This window comes from Affinundibacterium danionis (assembly GCF_042432465.1).
GTDB lineage: Bacteria > Pseudomonadota > Gammaproteobacteria > Burkholderiales > Burkholderiaceae_D > Undibacterium > Undibacterium danionis.
On sequence record NZ_JBHLXJ010000002.1, the window covers coordinates 324762 to 343620 of the forward strand.

Genomic DNA, 18859 nt, shown 5'->3' on the forward strand with positions numbered 1-18859 from the left:
GGCGGATAAAATGGCAAATGAGGAACTTAGGCCAATTATCGTTAAGCGAATAAAAAAAGTCGCTGGCGGGCATCATGGTGGAGCTTGGAAGATCGCCTATGCCGATTTCGTAACCGCTATGATGGCGTTCTTTTTATTGATGTGGTTGCTTGGTTCTACTGCAAAAGGCAATTTACAAGGTATTGCGGAGTATTTTCAAACGCCTTTGAAAGTTGCGATGGCCGGTGGTGATGGTAGTGGAGATAGTTCTAGTGTAATAAAAGGTGGTGGCAAGGATTTGTCTTTGCGTGAAGGTCAGCAGCGTAAAGGGGAAATAGAAGCGGTAAAAAAGACTTATAACCTTCAGGCTGCTGAAGCAGCGTTAGCAAGGGCTGATGCGGAGCGGCTTAAAAATCTCAAAGAGAAAATTGAAGCAGCGATTGAATCAAATGCCACTTTAAAGCAATTTAAGAAGCAACTGCTACTAGATATTACAACCGAGGGGCTAAGGATACAAATGGTCGATGAAAAAAATCGCCCTATGTTTGCTTCTGCAAAGGCAGATTTGCAGCCCTATACCCGAGAAATTTTGCATGAAATTGGATTGGCGTTAAACGAAGTGCCTAATCGCATAAGTTTGTCTGGGCACACCGATGCAGCACCTTATGGGAGTGGGGAAAAAGGTTATAGCAACTGGGAGCTCTCAGCCGATCGAGCCAACGCATCGAGGCGAGAGCTTATTTATGGTGGAATGGATGAGAAAAAAGTATTGCGTGTAGTAGGATTGTCATCATCGGTGCTTTTTGATAAAGAAGAGCCTTTAAATCCAATTAATCGCCGTATCAGTATTATAGTGATGAATAAAAAAGCCGAGCTGTCTGCTTCTCAAGATGGCGGTGAAGTCGATCTTGGGAAGCAGATCGAAGTTCCGGTTGAGGGCAAGAAATAAGATAACGTTAATCACTTGCAGAAATGCAATAGCTTAGTTGCAGAATGGGACGCTAACGATGTCAAAGAGAAAAATGCTCGGGTCTAAGGTGAAGCAACTGTTGGCAGGAGTTTCCGATCACGGCGTGGCTCACTTGCTAGAGGTTGAGACTGATCTGATTCAGACGACTATTTTGTTGGCAGAAGCAATAGAAAAACTTGGAACTAATTTCCTAGATTTGCATGCTTCTGTTTTATCACAGGAAGAGCAGATTAGTTTGATTGTTGAATCTGGTCAGGTGCCGGCGGAGAATGTCGAACGATTGCATCAGATACAAGCAGATATTGCTCTACATATTAATAAAGCGGTAACTAGCTTACAGTTTCAGGATTTAACCAATCAATTGATTTCAAGGACTATGCAGCGTAGTGCGGGACTGAGAGAGTTATTGTGCACCCTTGACGTTGTTGGTAACGTAATTTCTGCTGATGGTGAAAACGACGAGATCGAAGGGCTATTGACCGAAGTAACAGAAAAACTAGAGCAACAAAGTATAGAGTTGAAAAGCTTATTACGTAAAACGGTTAACCAAGAACACTTAAATAGTGGTGATATTGAATTATTTTAGATTTGCCTAAGACTGAGAATTTTTTCTCAATTTTCTGAATGGAGTAATGATGGCCAAAACAATTTTAGCGGTAGATGACTCAGGATCGTTGCGTCAAATGGTTGCATTTAGTTTGAAGGCAGCTGGTTATCAAGTCATAGAAGCTGTCGACGGTCAAGATGGTTTAGAAAAAGCTAAAAATCAGGTAGTTGATTTAGTTTTGACCGATCAAAATATGCCACGTATGGATGGCTTGACTTTGATTAAATCGCTACGAGCGCTGCCTAGCTATCAACGTGTGCCAATTCTGATGCTAACCACAGAGTCAAGTGATGATATGAAAGCTAAGGGGCGAGCAGCGGGTGCTAACGGTTGGCTGGTAAAACCTTTTGATCCACAAAAACTAACCGAAGTGGTCAAGAAGGTTATTGGTTAGTTGATGTCTTGATTTCTATGGCTGGCTTGTTCAGCTGTTACTAAAGTAATTGAGTAAAAATGGGGTGGAACAATGACGATTGACATGAGTCAGTTCTTTCAAGTTTTCTTTGATGAAGCAGAAGAGCTTCTCGCTGAAATGGAAAAGTTGCTATTGGGTGTTGACGTTGACTCCCCAGATCCAGAGGATCTGAATGCCATTTTTCGCACCGCACATTCGATAAAAGGAGGCGCTTCAACTTTCGGTTTGGCCGATATGACCGAGGTGACTCATATTCTCGAATCTTTGTTGGACAAAATTCGAAAAGGTGAGATGGCACTGACAGCAGAGCATGTCGATGCGTTTCTGGCTGCTAAAGATATTCTTAAAATGCAATTGGACGGTCATCGCTTGGGTTCTGCGGTAGATTTAGATGCAGTCGGTGACGTGAGAATGTTGTTGCAATCATTTGTGCAGGAGGAGATAAAGGCAAAGCCGACTATCGTCGCAGATCTTAGCGCGCACGTAAAAACACAACACGAAAATGAAAAATTCCATCATTGTTTTAGTGTGAATTTTTCAGCCGTCGGTGATGAGGATCTCAAACTGCTGACGACTGAATTGAGTCTGTTAGGGGCTGTTAAGTCTGAAAAACGTGGATCTGATAGTGCGCTTATTGTGTTAGAGACGAATGGCAGCGAAGACGATATTTTGGCCGTTTGTTCTTTTATTTTGGACGTCGATAAAATTACTATCGAAAGAGAAGAGATCGCTCAAGTGATAGACGATTCCTCAGGTAAAAGTGAAGAGGAGTTAGGCTACGGATTCTTTCAACCTTTAGATGCAATGTTTCCGCCAGATGAGCATCAAGATGCGCAGCATGAGGCAAAAAAAGCGGCGGAAAAAAACGCTCAAGAAGCATTAGCAAATGCTGGCAAAGCCGCTGCAAAAAAAGAAGCGGAAAAACATGCCGGTACTCAGGAGTCAAGTACCATTCGGGTTGGTATTGAAAAGGTTGATCAGATTATTAATTTGATCGGTGAGTTGGTGATCACTCAAGCTATGCTGGCGCAAAGAACGCAGGATTTAGATCCTGTCTCCAATGAGCGTTTGCTTAGTAGTGTTGCGCACTTAACCCGCAATACCAGAGATTTGCAAGAAGCGGTGATGTCAATCCGCATGATGCCTATGGATTATGTGTTCTCACGTTTTCCGCGGATGGTGCGTGATCTCGCGACCAAGTTAGGTAAGAAAGTTGAGTTTGTGACCTACGGCGCATCTACTGAGTTAGATAAAGGACTCATTGAGCGTATCGTCGACCCATTAACACATCTGGTCAGGAATAGTATTGATCACGGTATTGAAATGCCTGCGACGCGACTGGAAAGTGGCAAAACTGAATCGGGCAGATTGTCATTGTCAGCGGTGCATCAAGGCGGCAATATTGTCATTGAAGTTTGTGACGATGGTGGTGGATTACATCGCGAAAAAATTCTTGAAAAAGCGCGTCAAAATGGTTTAGCTGTCTCTGATAGTATGTCTGACTCTGATGTCTGGCAATTGATTTTTGCACCTGGTTTTTCAACTGCCGAAGTTGTTACTGATGTTTCTGGGCGCGGTGTCGGAATGGATGTGGTTAAACGTAATATCACGCAAATGGGTGGTGTCGTTGACATTCGATCAGCCAAAGGATTTGGTACAACTATTACCATTTCCTTGCCTTTGACCTTGGCTATTTTAGATGGCATGTCGATTAAAGTTGGCGAGGAGATTTATATTCTTCCTTTGGGTTTTGTAGTTGAGTCCTTGCAGCCCAAAGCAGAAGATATTAAGGAGATTAATGGTAAAGGTCGTGTCATCAAGATACGTGAAGAGTATTTGCCGTTAATTCCTTTGTATCAATCATTCAACATAGAGCCGCTTCATACTGATCCTTCATTGGGTATCACTGTCATTGTTGAAGTGGATGGGAAAAAAGCTGCACTATTTGTCGATGATTTGGTCGGACAGCAACAAGTTGTTGTAAAAAATATTGAATCTAATTATCGGAAAATTCCAGGAATCTCGGGCGCTACTATTCTAGGTGATGGTGGTGTTTCTTTAATCTTAGACGTGGCGGCATTGTTACGTTCAGTCCGATAGTTTTGACTTAACTTTGGTTTATGGGGAATTAACATGGCACAAAATTCTGATAATTCTGTAGTAAATGCAAGTAGTGCAAATGCCACTCAAGATGAATTGGCGACGCACGAATTTTTAGCATTTACTTTAGGTAGTGAAGAATATGGGATTGATATTCTGCGAGTGCAGGAAATTCGCGGCTACGAAGCAGTGACCCGGATTGCCAATGCACCAGAGTTTTTAAAGGGTGTTATTAATCTCCGAGGCATTATCGTTCCTATCGTTGATATGCGTATTAAGTTTAATCTGGGTACGCCAACTTACGATCAATTGACCGTCGTGATTATTCTAAATATTGGTACACGAGTTGTTGGTATGGTGGTTGATAGTGTCTCTGACGTGATGACCTTGTTGCCAGAACAAGTGAGACCAGCGCCGGAAATGAACACGACATTTAATGACGATTTTCTGATTGGCCTAGGAACATTGGACGAGCGTATGTTGATCTTGGTTGACATAGAAAAATTGATGTCAAGCCCTGAAATGGGATTGATGGATCATGCCGACTAGTTGACGATAGCACGTGTTTTTATTTAGTAGATACATTTAATTTGAGACTGGAAACTTGGGATGGCGAAGCCAGCGGATCGGTCTGAAGGCGAAAAAGAATTTTTGTTCAATCATCGCGATTTTGAACGAGTTCGTGATTTGATTTATCGTCGGGCAGGAATTTCTTTGTCAGACAGCAAGCAAGAAATGGTTTATAGCCGTTTGGCGCGACGCCTAAGGGCAACGGGAATTGTGTCGTTCGCAACCTATTTAGATTTATTAGAACGCGAAAGCGAAAGTGCTGAGTGGGAAGCTTTTACCAATGCACTGACCACGAATCTAACTTCTTTTTTTCGTGAAGAGCATCATTTCCCTATCCTGTCAGAGCACGTCAAAAAGAAAAATGGACCGATTCGGATTTGGTGTTCGGCGAGCTCTACTGGTGAAGAACCGTATTCGATAGCCATCACTGTGTGTGAAGCTTTACATACGACAAAGCCAAATTTGCAGATTATCGCGACCGATATTGATACGAATGTATTGGGAGTTGCGGCGCGCGGTGTATACAACATCGAACGTATTGAAAAAATGGCACCTGAATTGGTTCGTAAGTATTTTCTCAAAGGTCGAGGAAAAAATGAAGGAACTGTTCTGGTTCGGCAGGAGTTAAGGGATTTAATTTCATTTGAGTCGCTTAATTTGTTGGATGAGCGCTGGCATATTAGCGGTGAGTTTGATGCTATTTTTTGTCGCAACGTGATGATCTATTTTGATAAGCCGACACAAGCAAATATTTTGAAAAAATTCGTGCCTTTGATGAAATCTGATGGATTACTGTTTGCCGGGCACTCAGAAAACTTTTTATATGTTTCTGATGATTTTAAGCTGCGAGGGAAGACAGTTTACGTATTGGCTAGCCAAGATGATAGGCATAAGAGGTCTAGCTCTTATGATACAAATAATAGGTGATCCATGAGCCAGTTTAGTGAAGAACACTTTGCAACTAATGTCTATTACGATCGGACTTTTGATTGTGATGCTGCAAAAATATTACCGGGCGAGTTCTATTTCACTGGTAAAGATATGTTGATCGTGACCGTATTGGGTTCATGTGTTTCTGCATGCATTCGTGACAGAGTTTCGGGTGTAGGTGGCATGAATCATTTTATGCTGCCCGACGGCGGAGAGAATTCAGATAATCCTGTATCGGCCTCAATGCGATACGGAACTTATGCGATGGAAGTGCTGATTAATGAATTGTTGAAGGCAGGTGCGCGTAGAGAAAATTTAGAGGCCAAAGTTTTCGGCGGTGGCAATGTGCTGCGGGGATTTACGGCAATTAATGTTGGTGAACGAAATGCTAAATTTGTTTTGGATTATCTACGCATGGAGAGAATGCGTGTCATCGCAGAAGATCTTAACGATATCTACCCACGAAAAGTATATTTTTTTCCGCGCACTGGTAAAGTATTAGTGAAGAAACTCAAAGTTGAACATAACGATACCTTGAAAAAACGCGAGCTCGATTACGCCAGCCGATTGAAGAGCGCACCCGTTGGTGGGGATGTGGATTTGTTTTAAGCTTACTTTTAGCTTATTTAGGTTCGTTGGGTTTGAAGTCGAAGTAATTTGTCGTTAGCGCAGAAAAAAAAGATCGCTTTAGAGGATCGCCTAATGGGAACGGTAATGAAGATTAAAGTACTAATTATTGACGACTCCGCACTGATCCGAAGTATTTTGTCGGAGATTATTCGTAGTCAGCCAGATATGGAGGTGGTAGGTGTTGCACCCGATCCATTGGTGGCACGAGAGATGATCAAGCAATGTAATCCGGATGTGTTGACCTTAGATGTAGAGATGCCAAAAATGGACGGTTTGGACTTCTTAGAGAAGTTAATGCGCCTACGTCCTATGCCAGTGATTATGGTGTCCTCACTAACGGAGCGTGGATCTGAAATTACTATGCGAGCTTTGGAGTTGGGCGCCGTTGATTTTGTGACGAAACCGAAGTTGTCCATTCAAAGCGGTATGAATGAATATGCGCATGTCATTACAGATAAGATACGTGCCGCATCTAAAGCAAGAATTCGTGCGAGAACCGTGACAACGGGAGCTGCAGGTGCTCATTCATTATCGGTTTTGCCATCGGTTAGAAATCCTTTGGTTAGTAGTGAAAAATTAATTATCGTTGGTGCTTCTACGGGCGGGACTGAAGCAATTAAAAATTTTCTCATGCAGATGCCTTCTGACTGCCCTGGTATTTTGATTGCACAACATATGCCAGAAGGTTTTACTAAATCTTTTGCGGCGCGATTAAATGGTTTGTGTAAGATATCAGTGTCAGAGGCGCAAGGTGGGGAGCGGATTTTGCCAGGACATGCTTATATCGCACCCGGACATTCGCATCTGCTCTTGGCGCGCAGTGGCGCCAATTATGTGACTGAATTAAGTCATGCTGAACCAGTTAATCGTCATCGCCCATCCGTTGATGTATTGTTTCGTTCAGCGGCTAAATTTGCAGGAAAAAATGCGGTTGGTGTAATTTTGACTGGTATGGGAAAAGATGGTGCCGAAGGAATGTTGGAAATGAAGCATTCCGGTGCGTATAATTTCGCGCAAGATGAAGCAACCTGTGTAGTATTTGGAATGCCACGCGAAGCAATCGCTGTCGGTGCTGTTAATGAAGTTGTTGCGCTAAATGAGTTACCGCATCGAGTGCTACATTATCTTGATCAGCACGGAAGTCGAGCGTTGCGTGTTTAGTATAGCGTCAACGGTTTACCAGAAAATGCATATCCAAATATGTGTAGATAACCGATAATATGTACTACTGTCCTTTGTGAAATTATGGAGTAAGTTATGGCTGATCAAAACCTCAAATTTTTAGTTGTAGATGATTTTTCGACTATGCGTCGTATTGTGCGTAATCTTCTTAAAGAGCTTGGTTATTCTAATGTCGATGAGGCAGAAGATGGTGCGCTTGGATTGGCAAAGTTAAAGGGGGGGGATTTCGACTTCGTTATATCTGACTGGAACATGCCAAATATGGATGGCTTGACGATGTTGCAGCATATTCGTGCTGATCCCGCATTGGCAAAGTTACCTGTTTTAATGGTTACTGCTGAAGCGAAAAAAGAAAATATTATTGCCGCGGCTCAAGCTGGCGCAAATGGTTATGTGGTCAAACCATTTACTGCGGCGACTTTAGATGAAAAGCTATCTAAGATTTTTGAAAAATTAGGTAAGCCTGCCTGATCTTTGGTTCTCAATTAGAAAAATTAGAAATTGATTGTTAATTTATGACTGATGTAAACTTCATCGTTAGAGAACCATTGTTGGATCCGACCCAGCGCGTTATTGGTTTTCAATTGTCTTGGCAATCTGGCGTAAAAAATGTTGAAGTGGATATTTCCACCTTAAGTTCTTTGATGTCATTTGTCGCATCGGAATTTCACGATGAAGAAAAGGGTTTTCTTTTAGGTGATAGCCTGATTTTCTTGGAAGCGGTTCCTGGCTTGCTAAAGGCAGATGGATTGCGCCAGCTTTACGCGAAGAACACGGTGTTGATTTTTTCTAAGCGTTATTTTGGCGATCCTGAGAGCCTTGAAGTAATTAAAGAATTGCGCGAACAAGGTTTTGGTATCTGCCTTAGAAATGCAGATATTACGGCTTTGGAGCGTTCTTTTTTCTCGCTCATCACCCACATGGAAGTGCAGTTAGATGCCAGTAATCTAGCTTCCCAGGCGAAAATGTATGCCGCTTTGAAGCAATCGAATGTGCAGATGGTTGCGCGCAATGTCGGTAGTTGGCAAGATTTTGATGCTTGTGCGGCTTTGGGACTATCGAGTTTTGTTGGTAAGTTGCACTTAACGCCACGCCCCAATTTGACACAGAAAGGTTTAAATACCACGCAGACGACGATTCTTCAATTAATGGAGATGATACGAAAAAATGCCGACATTCAACAATTAGAAACGGTAGTTAAACGTGATGCAGCTTTGGCTTACAAACTGCTACGTTATATCAACTCCGCTGGTTTTGGTTTGCGTACCGAAGTGCAGTCTTTGAAGCACGCTGTAACCATTTTAGGTTATAGTCCTTTATATCGTTGGCTGACATTGCTATTGGCAACCGCAAGTACCAATGGAAACTCACCCGTCTTGTTAGAGACTGCGATTATTCGAGGTCGCTTTGCTGAGTTGCTTGGACAGCCATTTATGTCTAAAACAGAGGCTGAAAATTTATTTGTGGCGGGCATGTTCTCTTTGCTTGATCGTTTGCTAGGCTTGCCTATGGAAGAAGTCTTGTCCACGATTCAATTGCCAGAGCCTGTAGTTGAAGCACTGGTATCACGTAGTGGTGTTTATGGTCCATATTTGGCTTTGGCTGAAGCATGTGAGTTGAATAGCATGCTGGTGCAATCTTTGGCAGAGACATTGAAGATTGCGCATGATGATGTTAATAAAGCCCATCTGTCCTCATTAGTGTGGGCGAAGAATATCGCTTCTGCTTAAACGCTATCTCTTGTCGGTACTATGTTCTGATGTAAAGACATTGATTAGTTCATACCCCGACTACTCGTTTTAAATATCCTCATCCTTTTTAATGACCAGTGTGTGTCGCGTAATAATTGACGCGACACACACTGGTCATTTTTCATTTCCCCTGGAATATTTTTATCTGGACGCGAGCTTTCCAAATAGCTCGTTCTTTCCAGTTATTTCTATTGTGAAGAACTAAGGGGTGAATCACTGCTTATTCCATTGATGTCGAACGATAGTTTTCGTTAATAATTTGTCCTAGGAAAATAGTGCTAGTACAGATACTAACGGAAAACAAATGGCGGATGACAGTGGATTAGAACGAACCGAGCCGGCCTCGCCCCAGCGTCTAGAAAAGGCGCGTGAGGAGGGCGATGTACCTCGTTCCAGAGAGCTTTCTACCTGTACCGTTTTATTAGCGGCAGGAGGAGGCTTGTTCTTCTATGGTGATACGCTATTTCGGCAGTTAGGGAAAAGTTTGACTACAGGTGTGTCATTTGAGCGCGCAGTAGCTTTTGACTCTACTTTTCTATTGACCAGAGCACAAAATATGATTGAGGAGGTGATGTTTGCGTTTATGCCTGTCGCGGCATTGTTGTTAATTGCGGCACTTGCATCGCCTTTACTGATTGGTGGCTGGCTTTTTAGTTTTAAAGCCTTAGAACCTAAATTTTCGCGCCTTAATCCTATCGCCGGATTGGGAAATCTGGTGTCCTCGCGCGCTGGTATTGAGTTAGTTAAGGCGATTTTGAAAACTATCTTGGTTGGCGTTATTGCCTGGATGGTCGTGATGCGTCAGAAAGATGCCATTTTTGGCTTGGTGCATGAGACTTTACAACAAGGCAGCGCCCATGTTGGACACATGCTAGGCGTTTGTTTTTTAGCGATCGTGAGTGGCTTGGTTTTAATTGCGGCGATTGATGCGCCATATCAAATGTGGGCTTATGCCGATAAATTGAAAATGACGCATCAAGAGGTGATACAGGAGTCTAAAGAGGCGAATGGTAATCCGCAAATTAAAGCCAAAATTCGCGCTCAACAACGTGAAATGGCACGTCGTCGCATGATGGCCGAAATTCCAACCGCAGACGTCGTCGTGACCAACCCAACGCACTTCTCTGTCGCATTGAAATACACCGATGGTTCTGGAGCTCCACGTGTTGTTGCGAAGGGCGCTGATGTCGTCGCCGCAAAAATCCGAGAAATCGCTAAAGAAAATAATGTGCCGATTTTGGAAGCGCCACCATTAGCGCGGGCACTACACAAGCATACTGAACTAGGTGATGAAATTCCAGAAGCATTGTACGCCGCTGTGGCAGAAATTCTGGCCTATGTATTTCAGCTTAAAACTTTCAAAAAAGCAGGTGGTTTGCCACCGCAAGAACCTAAGAATATTGCAGTGCCAGAGGGACTCGATCCTCTGTCAATAAAAAGTGAAATACCAACATGAACTCCATAAAATTTCCTAGCTGGTTGTCTGGCATGGGTAGCAAAGCGCTTGCCGCACCGATCCTCATCATCATGATGTTGTCCATGATGATTTTGCCTTTGCCTGCTTTTGCATTGGATATTTTTTTCAGCTTTAATATTGCGCTCTCTATCATCGTCTTGTTGACTAGTTTATATACGGTTAGACCTTTGGATTTCATGGTTTTCCCTACCGTTTTGCTAGTCAGTACCATGCTGCGTTTGTCACTAAACGTGGCGTCAACTCGTATTGTGTTGACTGAAGGGCATACGGGGCCAGACGCTGCGGGTAAAGTGATTGAAGCTTTTGGTCACTTTTTGATTGGTGGTAATTACACCGTAGGCATCGTCGTTTTCATTATTTTGACGATTATTAACTTTACTGTGGTTACCAAAGGCGCGGGGCGTATCGCTGAGGTGGGGGCACGTTTTGCTTTGGATGCGATGCCGGGTAAGCAAATGGCGATTGATGCTGATTTGAACGCAGGTTTGATTGGCGAGCAAGATGCACGCAAACGTCGTACCGAGGTTGCGCAGGAAGCTGAGTTTTATGGTGCTATGGACGGTGCTAGTAAATATGTGAAGGGTGATGCCGTCGCGGGCATTATGGTGACGATTATTAATATCGTGGGTGGCTTAATCGTCGGTATGGTGCAGCATGATTTGGATTTTTCTAATGCCTCAAAAATCTACGCACTGTTAGCCATTGGTGATGGCTTAGTGGCACAAATTCCTTCTTTGATTATCTCTACTGCCGCCGGTATCGTGGTGTCACGGGTGGCAAGTGAACAAGATATCGGCAGCCAATTTATCAGCCAATTGTTTGCCAAGCCACAGGTGCTTTATATTACCGGCGCAATTATCGGTGGCCTAGGTGTTATCCCTGGGATGCCTCACATCGCTTTCATTTTGTTAGCTGGTGTTTTAGCAGGAGGTGGCTATTTAATGGAGAAGCGTTTAGCCAAACCTGCTGCAGCGGATCAGGTACCGACTGCGCCAACTCCAGCACCTGAAATGGAAGAGGCAACTTGGCAAGATATTCTTCCTGTCGATACCTTGGGATTGGAAGTGGGTTATCGTTTGATTCCTTTAGTCGATAAAACTCAGGGCGGGGAGTTATTGCGCAGGATTAAAGGCATACGCAAAAAATTTGCACAGGACATCGGATTCTTATCGCCACCTGTTCATATCCGGGACAATCTCGAATTGAAACCCAGCGCTTATCGCATCGCATTGAAAGGTGTGGAAATTGGGAGTGGTGAGGCTAACATGGGGCAATTTTTAGCGATTGATCCCGGTATGGTTTCTGGTACATTGCCTGGCATTCCAACTACTGATCCCGCTTTTGGTTTGCCCGCTGTTTGGATTGATGCCGCAACTAAAGAGCAGGCGCAGTCTATGGGGTATACAGTGGTCGACGCCGGAACCGTTATTGCGACGCATCTAAATCATCTTATTACCAGCAATGCAGCGGAATTACTCGGACGTCATGAAGTTCAGCAGTTACTCGATCATTTGGCAAAAGATTCGCCGAAACTGATTGAAGATTTAACACCGCGACTTCTGCCTTTATCTACCGTACAGAAAGTACTGCAAAATTTATTGATAGAAGGTGTGCATATTCGCGATCTGCGTAGCATCGTCGAAACACTGACCGAGTTTGCGGTGCAAACACAAGATGCGAACGAATTAACAGCACAGGTTCGGATCGCGTTAGGGCGTGCAATTGTGCAGCAGATCTTCCCAACTGGAAATGAGTTGAGTGTGATGACTCTAGACAACAAGTTGGAAAGACTTTTAATGCAAACTCTACAAGGCAATGGTGCTGACGGAGCTAGTATGGAGCCAGGCTTGGCCGACACTTTAGCCATGCAAACCGAAGTTGCGGCTCAACATCAACAACAAATGGGTTTGACACCGGTACTGCTGGTACCCGGTCCTTTGAGGGCTTTAATGGCGCGCTTCTTGCGCCGCAGTTTGCCTCAAGTGAAAGTCTTGTCTCATGCAGAATTACCAGAAACAAAAACTATCCGGGTGACTAGCCTGGTTGGAGGACAATTATGAACGTCAAAAAATTTATCGCACCTACTTCACGTGAAGCTTTGAGAAAGGTGCGTAACGAGTTAGGTGATGACGCTGTTATTTTGTCGAATCGCAATGTTGATGGGCAAGTTGAAATTTTGGCGATCAGCGACAGAATGCTAGGTTCTATCATGCCAGAGCAAGCAAAGCCACAAGCGACAATCGGTGCGGCGCAATTTAATTCAAAAGCTCATTTAGCTGACACTAAATCAAACTCGACAGAATCGACTTGGGAGGAAAATCAAGTCGTGCAAGCAGCACAATTAGTCCGCGATAGCCAGACAGAGATGGCGATGATGATGAATGAAATCCGGTCGATGCGAGGTGCGCTTGAAAATAAAATGTCTGAAATTTCTTGGATGGGCATGCAGCAAAAAGCGCCACATAAGGCTGATATTTTGCGCGAGTTATTAGCTACAGGATTTAGTGCTAGCTTGGCGCGACATTTGGTTGAAAGAATGCCAGAGTCAGAGAGTGCAGTCGCTGGACTGGAATGGATTAAGTCTGTTCTAGTCAAAAACATGTCCGCCATCAATAATGAAAACGAGATATTGGAACGTGGTGGTGTGTATGCACTGGTTGGGCCTACAGGCGTTGGGAAAACCACTACGACTGCCAAGTTGGCAGCACGTTGTGTGATGCGCCATGGGCCTTCAAAACTGGCCTTAATTACTACTGATGCCTATCGTATTGGCGCTTATGAGCAATTGAGAATTTACGGAAAAATTTTGGGTGTCATGGTGCATTCTGTAAAGGATGAAGCCGACCTGAAAATCGCTCTACGCGAACTGAAAGACAAGCACACGGTACTGATTGATACGGTTGGTGTCAGTCAGCGCGACAAAATGGTCACTGAGCAAGTCGCGATGTTGTCCGGTTCCGGTGTCGACGTAAAACGATTGCTGTGCTTGAACGCGACGTCCACTGGCGAAACCTTAAGCGAGGTAGTACGTGCCTACAAGGGCAATGGTTTATCAGGCTGTATTTTGACCAAACTTGACGAGGCCGCAACGATAGGTGGCGCTTTGGATATCGCGATTCGTCAAAAATTAAATATTTACTATGTCGCAAGCGGTCAACGTGTGCCAGAAGATCTACATGTCGCGAATAAGCAATATTTGATTGATCGCGCCTTTAAATTGAAGCGAGAAACGTCCGCCTATAAATTTGAAAATGAAGAGTTGCCATTGTTGATGTCGACTGGTTCTGGATTTAATACGAGCGCAAAAGCGGAGGCTCATCTTGGCTAAATTCGATCAGGCAGAAGGTTTGCGACGTATGCTGGAGTTGCCGAGATTACGTGTACTGACGTTTATGTCGGCGCTGCCTCCAGAAGAACGAAATGGAACCTTGATTAATCTCGCCGCAAGTTTTGTTCGGAACGGCAAAAATACTTTGATGGTTGATGCGAAATCAACTAGTTCGACCTTAAGTGCTTGGTTGAACCTGAAATCTGATCAGACCTTATTGGAGGTGGCACGACATCAGCGTACAATGGATGCTGTGATTAAAGAGGTGTCGCCGGGGCTATCGGTAACGAAAGTCGCCAATATCATACCTAAGTCACTCGGATTGCCGCAAAGTGGCTATCGCGAGTTATCGAAGGTGTTTGATTTGGCCGCAAATCGCTCTGATATGGTGGTGGTCGATTGTGAATTAAATTCAGATGATTCGTTTATTTTGTCATCATTGGATGACAGTGAAATGCTGATTCAAGTATCGACCGATCCTGCCTCGATTACCAATGCTTATGGTTTGATTAAGCGCCTGAATAATCGTCTTGGTCGCCGTACTTACAATATTGTCGTATCTGGCGCAACGGAAGAGCAGGCGCAGCGTGTATTTTTTAATCTATCTTTGACCGCGCGGCGTTACCTTGCGGTAGAGTTGAATTTTGTTGGATATGTGCCCGAAGACATGTACTTGAAACGGGCCACTGAATTGGGTAGGGCGGTTGTCGATGCTTTCCCTTTGTCGAAAGCGGCGAATGCCTTTGTGCGTATGGCCGACAAGCTATTATCCTCAGCTAGTGGACGTTTTCAACTGGATGCCATTCCTGCTTTAGGTAATCATTTAGGTGCTCATTTGGAATATTAATTAATTTATTTATGTACACAGCAAGCGGTAAATCAGATAAAAATTCTATACTTACTGAGCATGCTCCGTTAGTAAAACGCTTGGCTTATCAATTAAAAGCACGTTTGCCACCTAGCGTCGAAGTCGATGATTTGGTTCAAGCTGGAATGATAGGATTGCTAGACGCAGTCAATCGCTATGAAGACAATCATGGCGCACAATTTGAAACCTACGCCATTCAAAGAATACGTGGGGCGATGTTAGATGAGTTACGCAGCAGTGACTGGTTGCCACGTGGGGTGCGCCAGAATATGCGAAAAATTGAAACCGCGATGAACGAGCTGCAACAAAAATTAGGTCGTCCTCCAATGGAAACTGAAGTCGCGAAGCATTTAAAACTTAATCTCCTCGATTATCAAGAGCTACTAGGTGAGAGCGGTGGACATCAACTTTTGTATTATGAAGACTTCCATGATGCTGAGACAAAAGAGCATTTTCTAGATCACTTTTGTAATGATGAGCGTTCTGGTGATCCATTGCAAGATTTGCTACACGGTGATTTTCGTGATGCCGTCGTGTATGCCATTAATAATCTTCCTGAGCGTGAGAAGCTATTAATGGGTTTGTACTACGAACAAGAGTTAAATTTAAAAGAAATCGGCGCCGTCATGGGCGTTTCTGAATCGCGGGTCTCGCAATTGCATAGTCAAGCGGTAGCGAGGTTAAGAGCATCTTTAAGGGAGCGCGCGTGGACCGGGCTAGCTTAATCGGAATTATTCTTGTATTCGTTGGTATTCTTTCTGGACAAGTTCTAGAAGGTGGACACTTATCCTCTTTGTTGCAGCCTGCTGCATTTGTGATTGTAGTAGTTAGCACAATAGGTGCGGTACTGTTACAAAGTCGGCTACCTACTTTTATTCGTGGCATTAAGATGTTGAAGTGGATTGCTGTGATGCCAGAGGATAAGAGTAAGAAAAATGTTACCGATGCTTTGGTCTGGAGCGTTGTCGCCAGACGTGAAGGTTTTTTAAGCTTAGAGCGCTATATTAATTCGTCCAAAGATCCTTTTATCGAAAAAGGCTTGAAGCTGGTGATAGATGGTGTTGATCCGGAACGCCTAAAAGAAATTCTCGATGTTGATATTTCTTTTTACGAAATGGAACAACGTCAGGCAATTAAAATTTGGGATGCTGCTGGTGGTTACTCGCCAACAATAGGTATTTTAGGTGCAGTTTTAGGTTTGATACATGTGATGGAAAATCTTACTGATCCTAGTAAATTGGGCGGTGGTATTGCCGTCGCATTTGTGGCGACCATTTACGGCGTTGGATTAGCGAATTTGTTTTTTCTCCCAGTCGCTAATAAGTTAAAAGAAATGGTGGGAAGGGAAGTCGTCAGACGCGAGATGCTTGCCGATATATTTTTTAGTATTGCGCAAGGGGACAGCCCAAGGATAGTTGAAGAACGCTTATCCAATCATCGAGGATAAATATCTACTGCCTACCGCAAATAAACCTCAATATGGCTCGCAAAAAATATACCGAAGAACCGGAAAATCATGAACGATGGCTAGTTTCATATGCCGACTTCATGACCTTGTTGTTTGCTTTTTTTGTCGTGATGTACGCGATCTCCTCGGTCAATGATGGTAAATATCGAGTGTTGTCCACTGCATTAAATGGTGCGTTTGGTACGGTGGTTGTTCCCGGTGGTGTAATTCCCGATTTAAAGAATTCTCAGTCGGCTTTGATAGAAAAATTCCCGGTGATTAAACCTCGTAACGTGGAGTCTCTACGTAAAGAGCGTGAAAAAATGACGACGGTGGCGAAGGACGTCTTAAGTGCCTTGGAGCCATTAGTTCGGGAAGGTAAAGTTAAGGTTACGCAAACTAGTCGTGGTGTGTCGATAGAGATTAATGCGAGTTTGTTATTCGCGCCAGGTGAGGCCAAGTTGAATGAGGATTCTATTCAGGCATTGAATGCTATTGCTGGTGTCTTGAAGCTAGATAATCATTCTATTCAGGTAGAAGGATTTACCGATAATGTGCCGATTAAGAATTCAACTTTTCCTTCTAATTGGGAATTATCTGCGGTTCGGGCAAGTCGAGTAGCCCGCCTATTTATGGAAAATGGTGTTGATGAAAACCGCATCACGGCTGTCGGGCAAGGCCCCAAATTTCCAGTCGGATCAAATGATACTGTAGATGGACGTGCGCGTAATCGACGAGTGACGGTTACCATTTTGTCGGTATTGCCTGAAACGCCTATTGACGTTCCAGTAAATACACTAAAGCCAATATTGCCGCAGTAAGTTGGTTGGGCTATATTTTTTTGCTTCGAGTTGTGAATTACAGTGGTTAGCCGGCTATGATGCCGCGACCTGTAGTGGAATTATTTTTTGATTGTCCATCAGCGCCATACATAGAGCCTGTCTGAGTATTTTGCTGAAGTATATTGAGCGCGCTTTGATTGCGGCTAAGTTGGCGACTGATGAGTAAGCCGTTGGTGCGATTTTTTTCTTGAGCGTCACTGGAAATTGAGAGCAAATTTTTCCAGTTATCTTCTAATTTGTCACTATTTTCTGTTGCAGCAAAAAAATCTTGCATACCTCTGGCGTCAGGTGTGTAACCAATCGCAGATAAAAATAAATTTCTATTTTTTTCTAGTTCGACGATTTGCATTAATACATTATTTTTTTCAGGGGTGATGGTCCCTAATTTTTCAGCTTCGTTATTGGTGAGTACAATTTGTTCTTCAATAAGGAGCTGATCCAACGAACGCATTAATACAATTTCTTTTTCTAAAAAGTCCTGTAATTTGCGAGAGTTGGCTAATGCATCATTCATGTTGGTTGTCTTCTTGCGTTGAGTAAATCTTTAACCGTTTCCAATAGTCCGTCCGCTACTTTTTCAGCGTCAACTTGGAAACGACCTTCTGAAATTGCTAATTTAATTTCTTCTACTTTTTTTGCTTCAAAAACAGCAGAACTTGCTTGCGTACTTTGCAGCGCCTGCAATTGCACCGATAAAGGTGAAATCTGTACATTATGCGAAGGCGTATTAACTACCTTAGCATTATCTCCGGCTTTGTCTGCGCGTGGCGCTGGCGGGCTGGCGGGCAGACCTTGCGTCGAGTTGAGAGCGTCATTAATTTTCACAGCAGCACCTTTGAGGTTGGATTGACATATATCTACATCCATTATAACGGCGCACTTATTTTAAACTTTAATCTTATTTCGGCAAATCATCATTTAACCACAGTTGGATTAGCTATATTTGCGCCAATACGCTTTAATTGACTTCGATAACTCCGCCCATTCTTGCTATCCCTGAAATGACTTGGCCGCTAGCGGTCTTGGCTTTCGCGACCTGACCCTCTGCGGCATTGTTCAGCGCGATGGCTTCATTCGATACCGTAAAACCAAAACCAGTGCTACTAACTTTGATAGATTGTCCTTGTTGAATGACAGGGACGATCTTGAACATTTCTTTACGTAGACTCACACCTGCAGGATAAGTCGCGAGCATGGTCTTGCCGACAGCCTGTTTTTCATCGGTAATGATACTGGCAGGAAGACTGCTTACCTCGCCTTGCAATTTAACCAAGTCTTGTTCTGTTAGTACTTGTCCCATATTGACAGTTTTGCTAGTCACAAAATAGTCACCAAATACCATGACGTTGGCCGCGAGATAAATCGTCCATGATTTTGGGGCGCGGCACTGTATGCCCAAGGTGATCTTGCCCCAAGCTTTGCTACCTGGTGTTAAGAATGGTTTGAGGTCGTCGCAGGCTTGTAGTTTGAGACGTGGGTCGGGTTTATTCACTGAAATCTTTACGGCGGACTCTAGTTGAGGCTGCGCGACTTGTAATAATTTGACTTGCTCTTTGAGGAATGCTTCAGCCGCCTGTGTCATCGTCGTCGCATCAATATTTTGTGCACTCACGTTGACTGCCAGTGCAGTCATAAAGCCAGTACATAAGTATTTCAGTATTTTTTTCATGATCGCGCCAAAAAGCTTAGGCCGTTTGCAAATATTACGATGGATAGCGAAAGTGTAGGTGAAGAGATTTTTTTCTATTGTTGGAATAGACGGG

20 protein-coding genes are annotated in these 18859 nt (G+C 43.7%); 17 read left to right on the plus strand and 3 right to left on the minus strand.

Features of this window, described 5'->3' with window-relative positions:
- Window positions 1-10: 10 nt before the first annotated feature.
- The 17 genes from motB (at window position 11) to motD (ending at window position 17075) form a co-directional block, all read left to right on the plus strand.
- Window positions 11-928 (plus strand): flagellar motor protein MotB, encoded by a 918-nt coding sequence (motB, locus tag ACFFJH_RS01515; protein WP_390209531.1) that lies wholly within the window; start codon window positions 11-13, stop codon window positions 926-928.
- 58 nt (window positions 929-986) lie between these two features.
- Window positions 987-1535, plus strand: coding sequence for a chemotaxis protein (locus tag ACFFJH_RS01520; RefSeq protein WP_390209533.1), 549 nt, complete (start codon window positions 987-989; stop codon window positions 1533-1535).
- Window positions 1536-1584: 49 nt separating this feature from the next.
- Window positions 1585-1950, plus strand: a complete 366-nt coding sequence (locus ACFFJH_RS01525; RefSeq protein ID WP_390209879.1) for a response regulator — start codon at window positions 1585-1587, stop codon at window positions 1948-1950.
- 72 nt (window positions 1951-2022) lie between these two features.
- Window positions 2023-4071 (plus strand): chemotaxis protein CheA, encoded by a 2049-nt coding sequence (cheA, locus tag ACFFJH_RS01530; RefSeq protein WP_390209535.1) that lies wholly within the window; start codon window positions 2023-2025, stop codon window positions 4069-4071.
- Window positions 4072-4104: 33 nt separating this feature from the next.
- Entirely contained in the window at window positions 4105-4620 is a 516-nt protein-coding gene (locus tag ACFFJH_RS01535; RefSeq protein WP_390209536.1) for a chemotaxis protein CheW, read from the plus strand.
- Between the two features lie 60 nt (window positions 4621-4680).
- A complete protein-coding gene (locus tag ACFFJH_RS01540) occupies window positions 4681-5568 on the plus strand; it encodes a CheR family methyltransferase (RefSeq protein ID WP_390209538.1) in 888 nt (295 codons plus the stop codon).
- Between the two features lie 3 nt (window positions 5569-5571).
- Window positions 5572-6180, plus strand: coding sequence for a chemoreceptor glutamine deamidase CheD (cheD, locus tag ACFFJH_RS01545; RefSeq protein ID WP_390209539.1), 609 nt, complete (start codon window positions 5572-5574; stop codon window positions 6178-6180).
- Between the two features lie 105 nt (window positions 6181-6285).
- The gene (locus ACFFJH_RS01550) at window positions 6286-7362 is read left to right on the plus strand and encodes a protein-glutamate methylesterase/protein-glutamine glutaminase (protein ID WP_390209540.1); all 1077 of its coding nucleotides are present in this window, start codon (window positions 6286-6288) and stop codon (window positions 7360-7362) included.
- A 96-nt stretch (window positions 7363-7458) separates the two neighbouring features.
- On the plus strand, window positions 7459-7854 hold the full coding sequence (gene cheY / locus ACFFJH_RS01555; RefSeq protein ID WP_314862798.1) for a chemotaxis response regulator CheY: 396 nt from the start codon (window positions 7459-7461) through the stop codon (window positions 7852-7854).
- Between the two features lie 44 nt (window positions 7855-7898).
- Window positions 7899-9113: an EAL and HDOD domain-containing protein gene (locus tag ACFFJH_RS01560; RefSeq protein WP_390209541.1), complete on the plus strand. Its 1215-nt coding sequence runs from the start codon at window positions 7899-7901 to the stop codon at window positions 9111-9113.
- Window positions 9114-9438: 325 nt separating this feature from the next.
- A complete protein-coding gene (gene flhB / locus ACFFJH_RS01565; protein ID WP_390209542.1) occupies window positions 9439-10590 on the plus strand; it encodes a flagellar biosynthesis protein FlhB in 1152 nt (383 codons plus the stop codon).
- On the plus strand, window positions 10587-12671 hold the full coding sequence (gene flhA / locus ACFFJH_RS01570) for a flagellar biosynthesis protein FlhA (RefSeq protein ID WP_390209543.1): 2085 nt from the start codon (window positions 10587-10589) through the stop codon (window positions 12669-12671). The genes flhB and flhA overlap by 4 nt, the downstream gene beginning before the upstream one ends.
- Window positions 12668-13939 carry a flagellar biosynthesis protein FlhF gene (flhF, locus tag ACFFJH_RS01575; RefSeq protein WP_390209544.1) on the plus strand — a complete coding sequence of 424 codons (1272 nt, stop codon included), beginning with the start codon at window positions 12668-12670 and terminating at the stop codon, window positions 13937-13939. Before flhA ends, flhF begins: the two co-directional genes overlap by 4 nt.
- Window positions 13932-14786 (plus strand): MinD/ParA family ATP-binding protein, encoded by an 855-nt coding sequence (locus ACFFJH_RS01580; protein WP_390209545.1) that lies wholly within the window; start codon window positions 13932-13934, stop codon window positions 14784-14786. Before flhF ends, ACFFJH_RS01580 begins: the two co-directional genes overlap by 8 nt.
- 11 nt (window positions 14787-14797) lie before the next feature.
- Window positions 14798-15532, plus strand: coding sequence for an RNA polymerase sigma factor FliA (locus tag ACFFJH_RS01585; RefSeq protein WP_390209547.1), 735 nt, complete (start codon window positions 14798-14800; stop codon window positions 15530-15532).
- Window positions 15514-16254, plus strand: coding sequence for a flagellar motor protein (locus tag ACFFJH_RS01590; RefSeq protein ID WP_390209548.1), 741 nt, complete (start codon window positions 15514-15516; stop codon window positions 16252-16254). Before ACFFJH_RS01585 ends, ACFFJH_RS01590 begins: the two co-directional genes overlap by 19 nt.
- Before the next feature lie 32 nt (window positions 16255-16286).
- Window positions 16287-17075: a flagellar motor protein MotD gene (motD, locus tag ACFFJH_RS01595; RefSeq protein ID WP_390209549.1), complete on the plus strand. Its 789-nt coding sequence runs from the start codon at window positions 16287-16289 to the stop codon at window positions 17073-17075.
- Window positions 17076-17121: 46 nt separating this feature from the next.
- Here the strand turns inward: motD and ACFFJH_RS01600 are convergent, their stop codons facing one another.
- The 3 genes from ACFFJH_RS01600 to flgA form a co-directional block, all read right to left on the minus strand.
- Complete coding sequence (locus ACFFJH_RS01600; protein ID WP_390209550.1) at window positions 17122-17610, minus strand: flagella synthesis protein FlgN; 489 nt, start codon at window positions 17608-17610, stop codon at window positions 17122-17124.
- Window positions 17607-17921, minus strand: a complete 315-nt coding sequence (flgM, locus tag ACFFJH_RS01605) for a flagellar biosynthesis anti-sigma factor FlgM (RefSeq protein WP_390209552.1) — start codon at window positions 17919-17921, stop codon at window positions 17607-17609. Before flgM ends, ACFFJH_RS01600 begins: the two co-directional genes overlap by 4 nt.
- A gap of 133 nt (window positions 17922-18054) precedes the next feature.
- Complete coding sequence (gene flgA / locus ACFFJH_RS01610; RefSeq protein WP_390209553.1) at window positions 18055-18765, minus strand: flagellar basal body P-ring formation chaperone FlgA; 711 nt, start codon at window positions 18763-18765, stop codon at window positions 18055-18057.
- Between the last annotated feature and the right edge of the window lie 94 nt (window positions 18766-18859).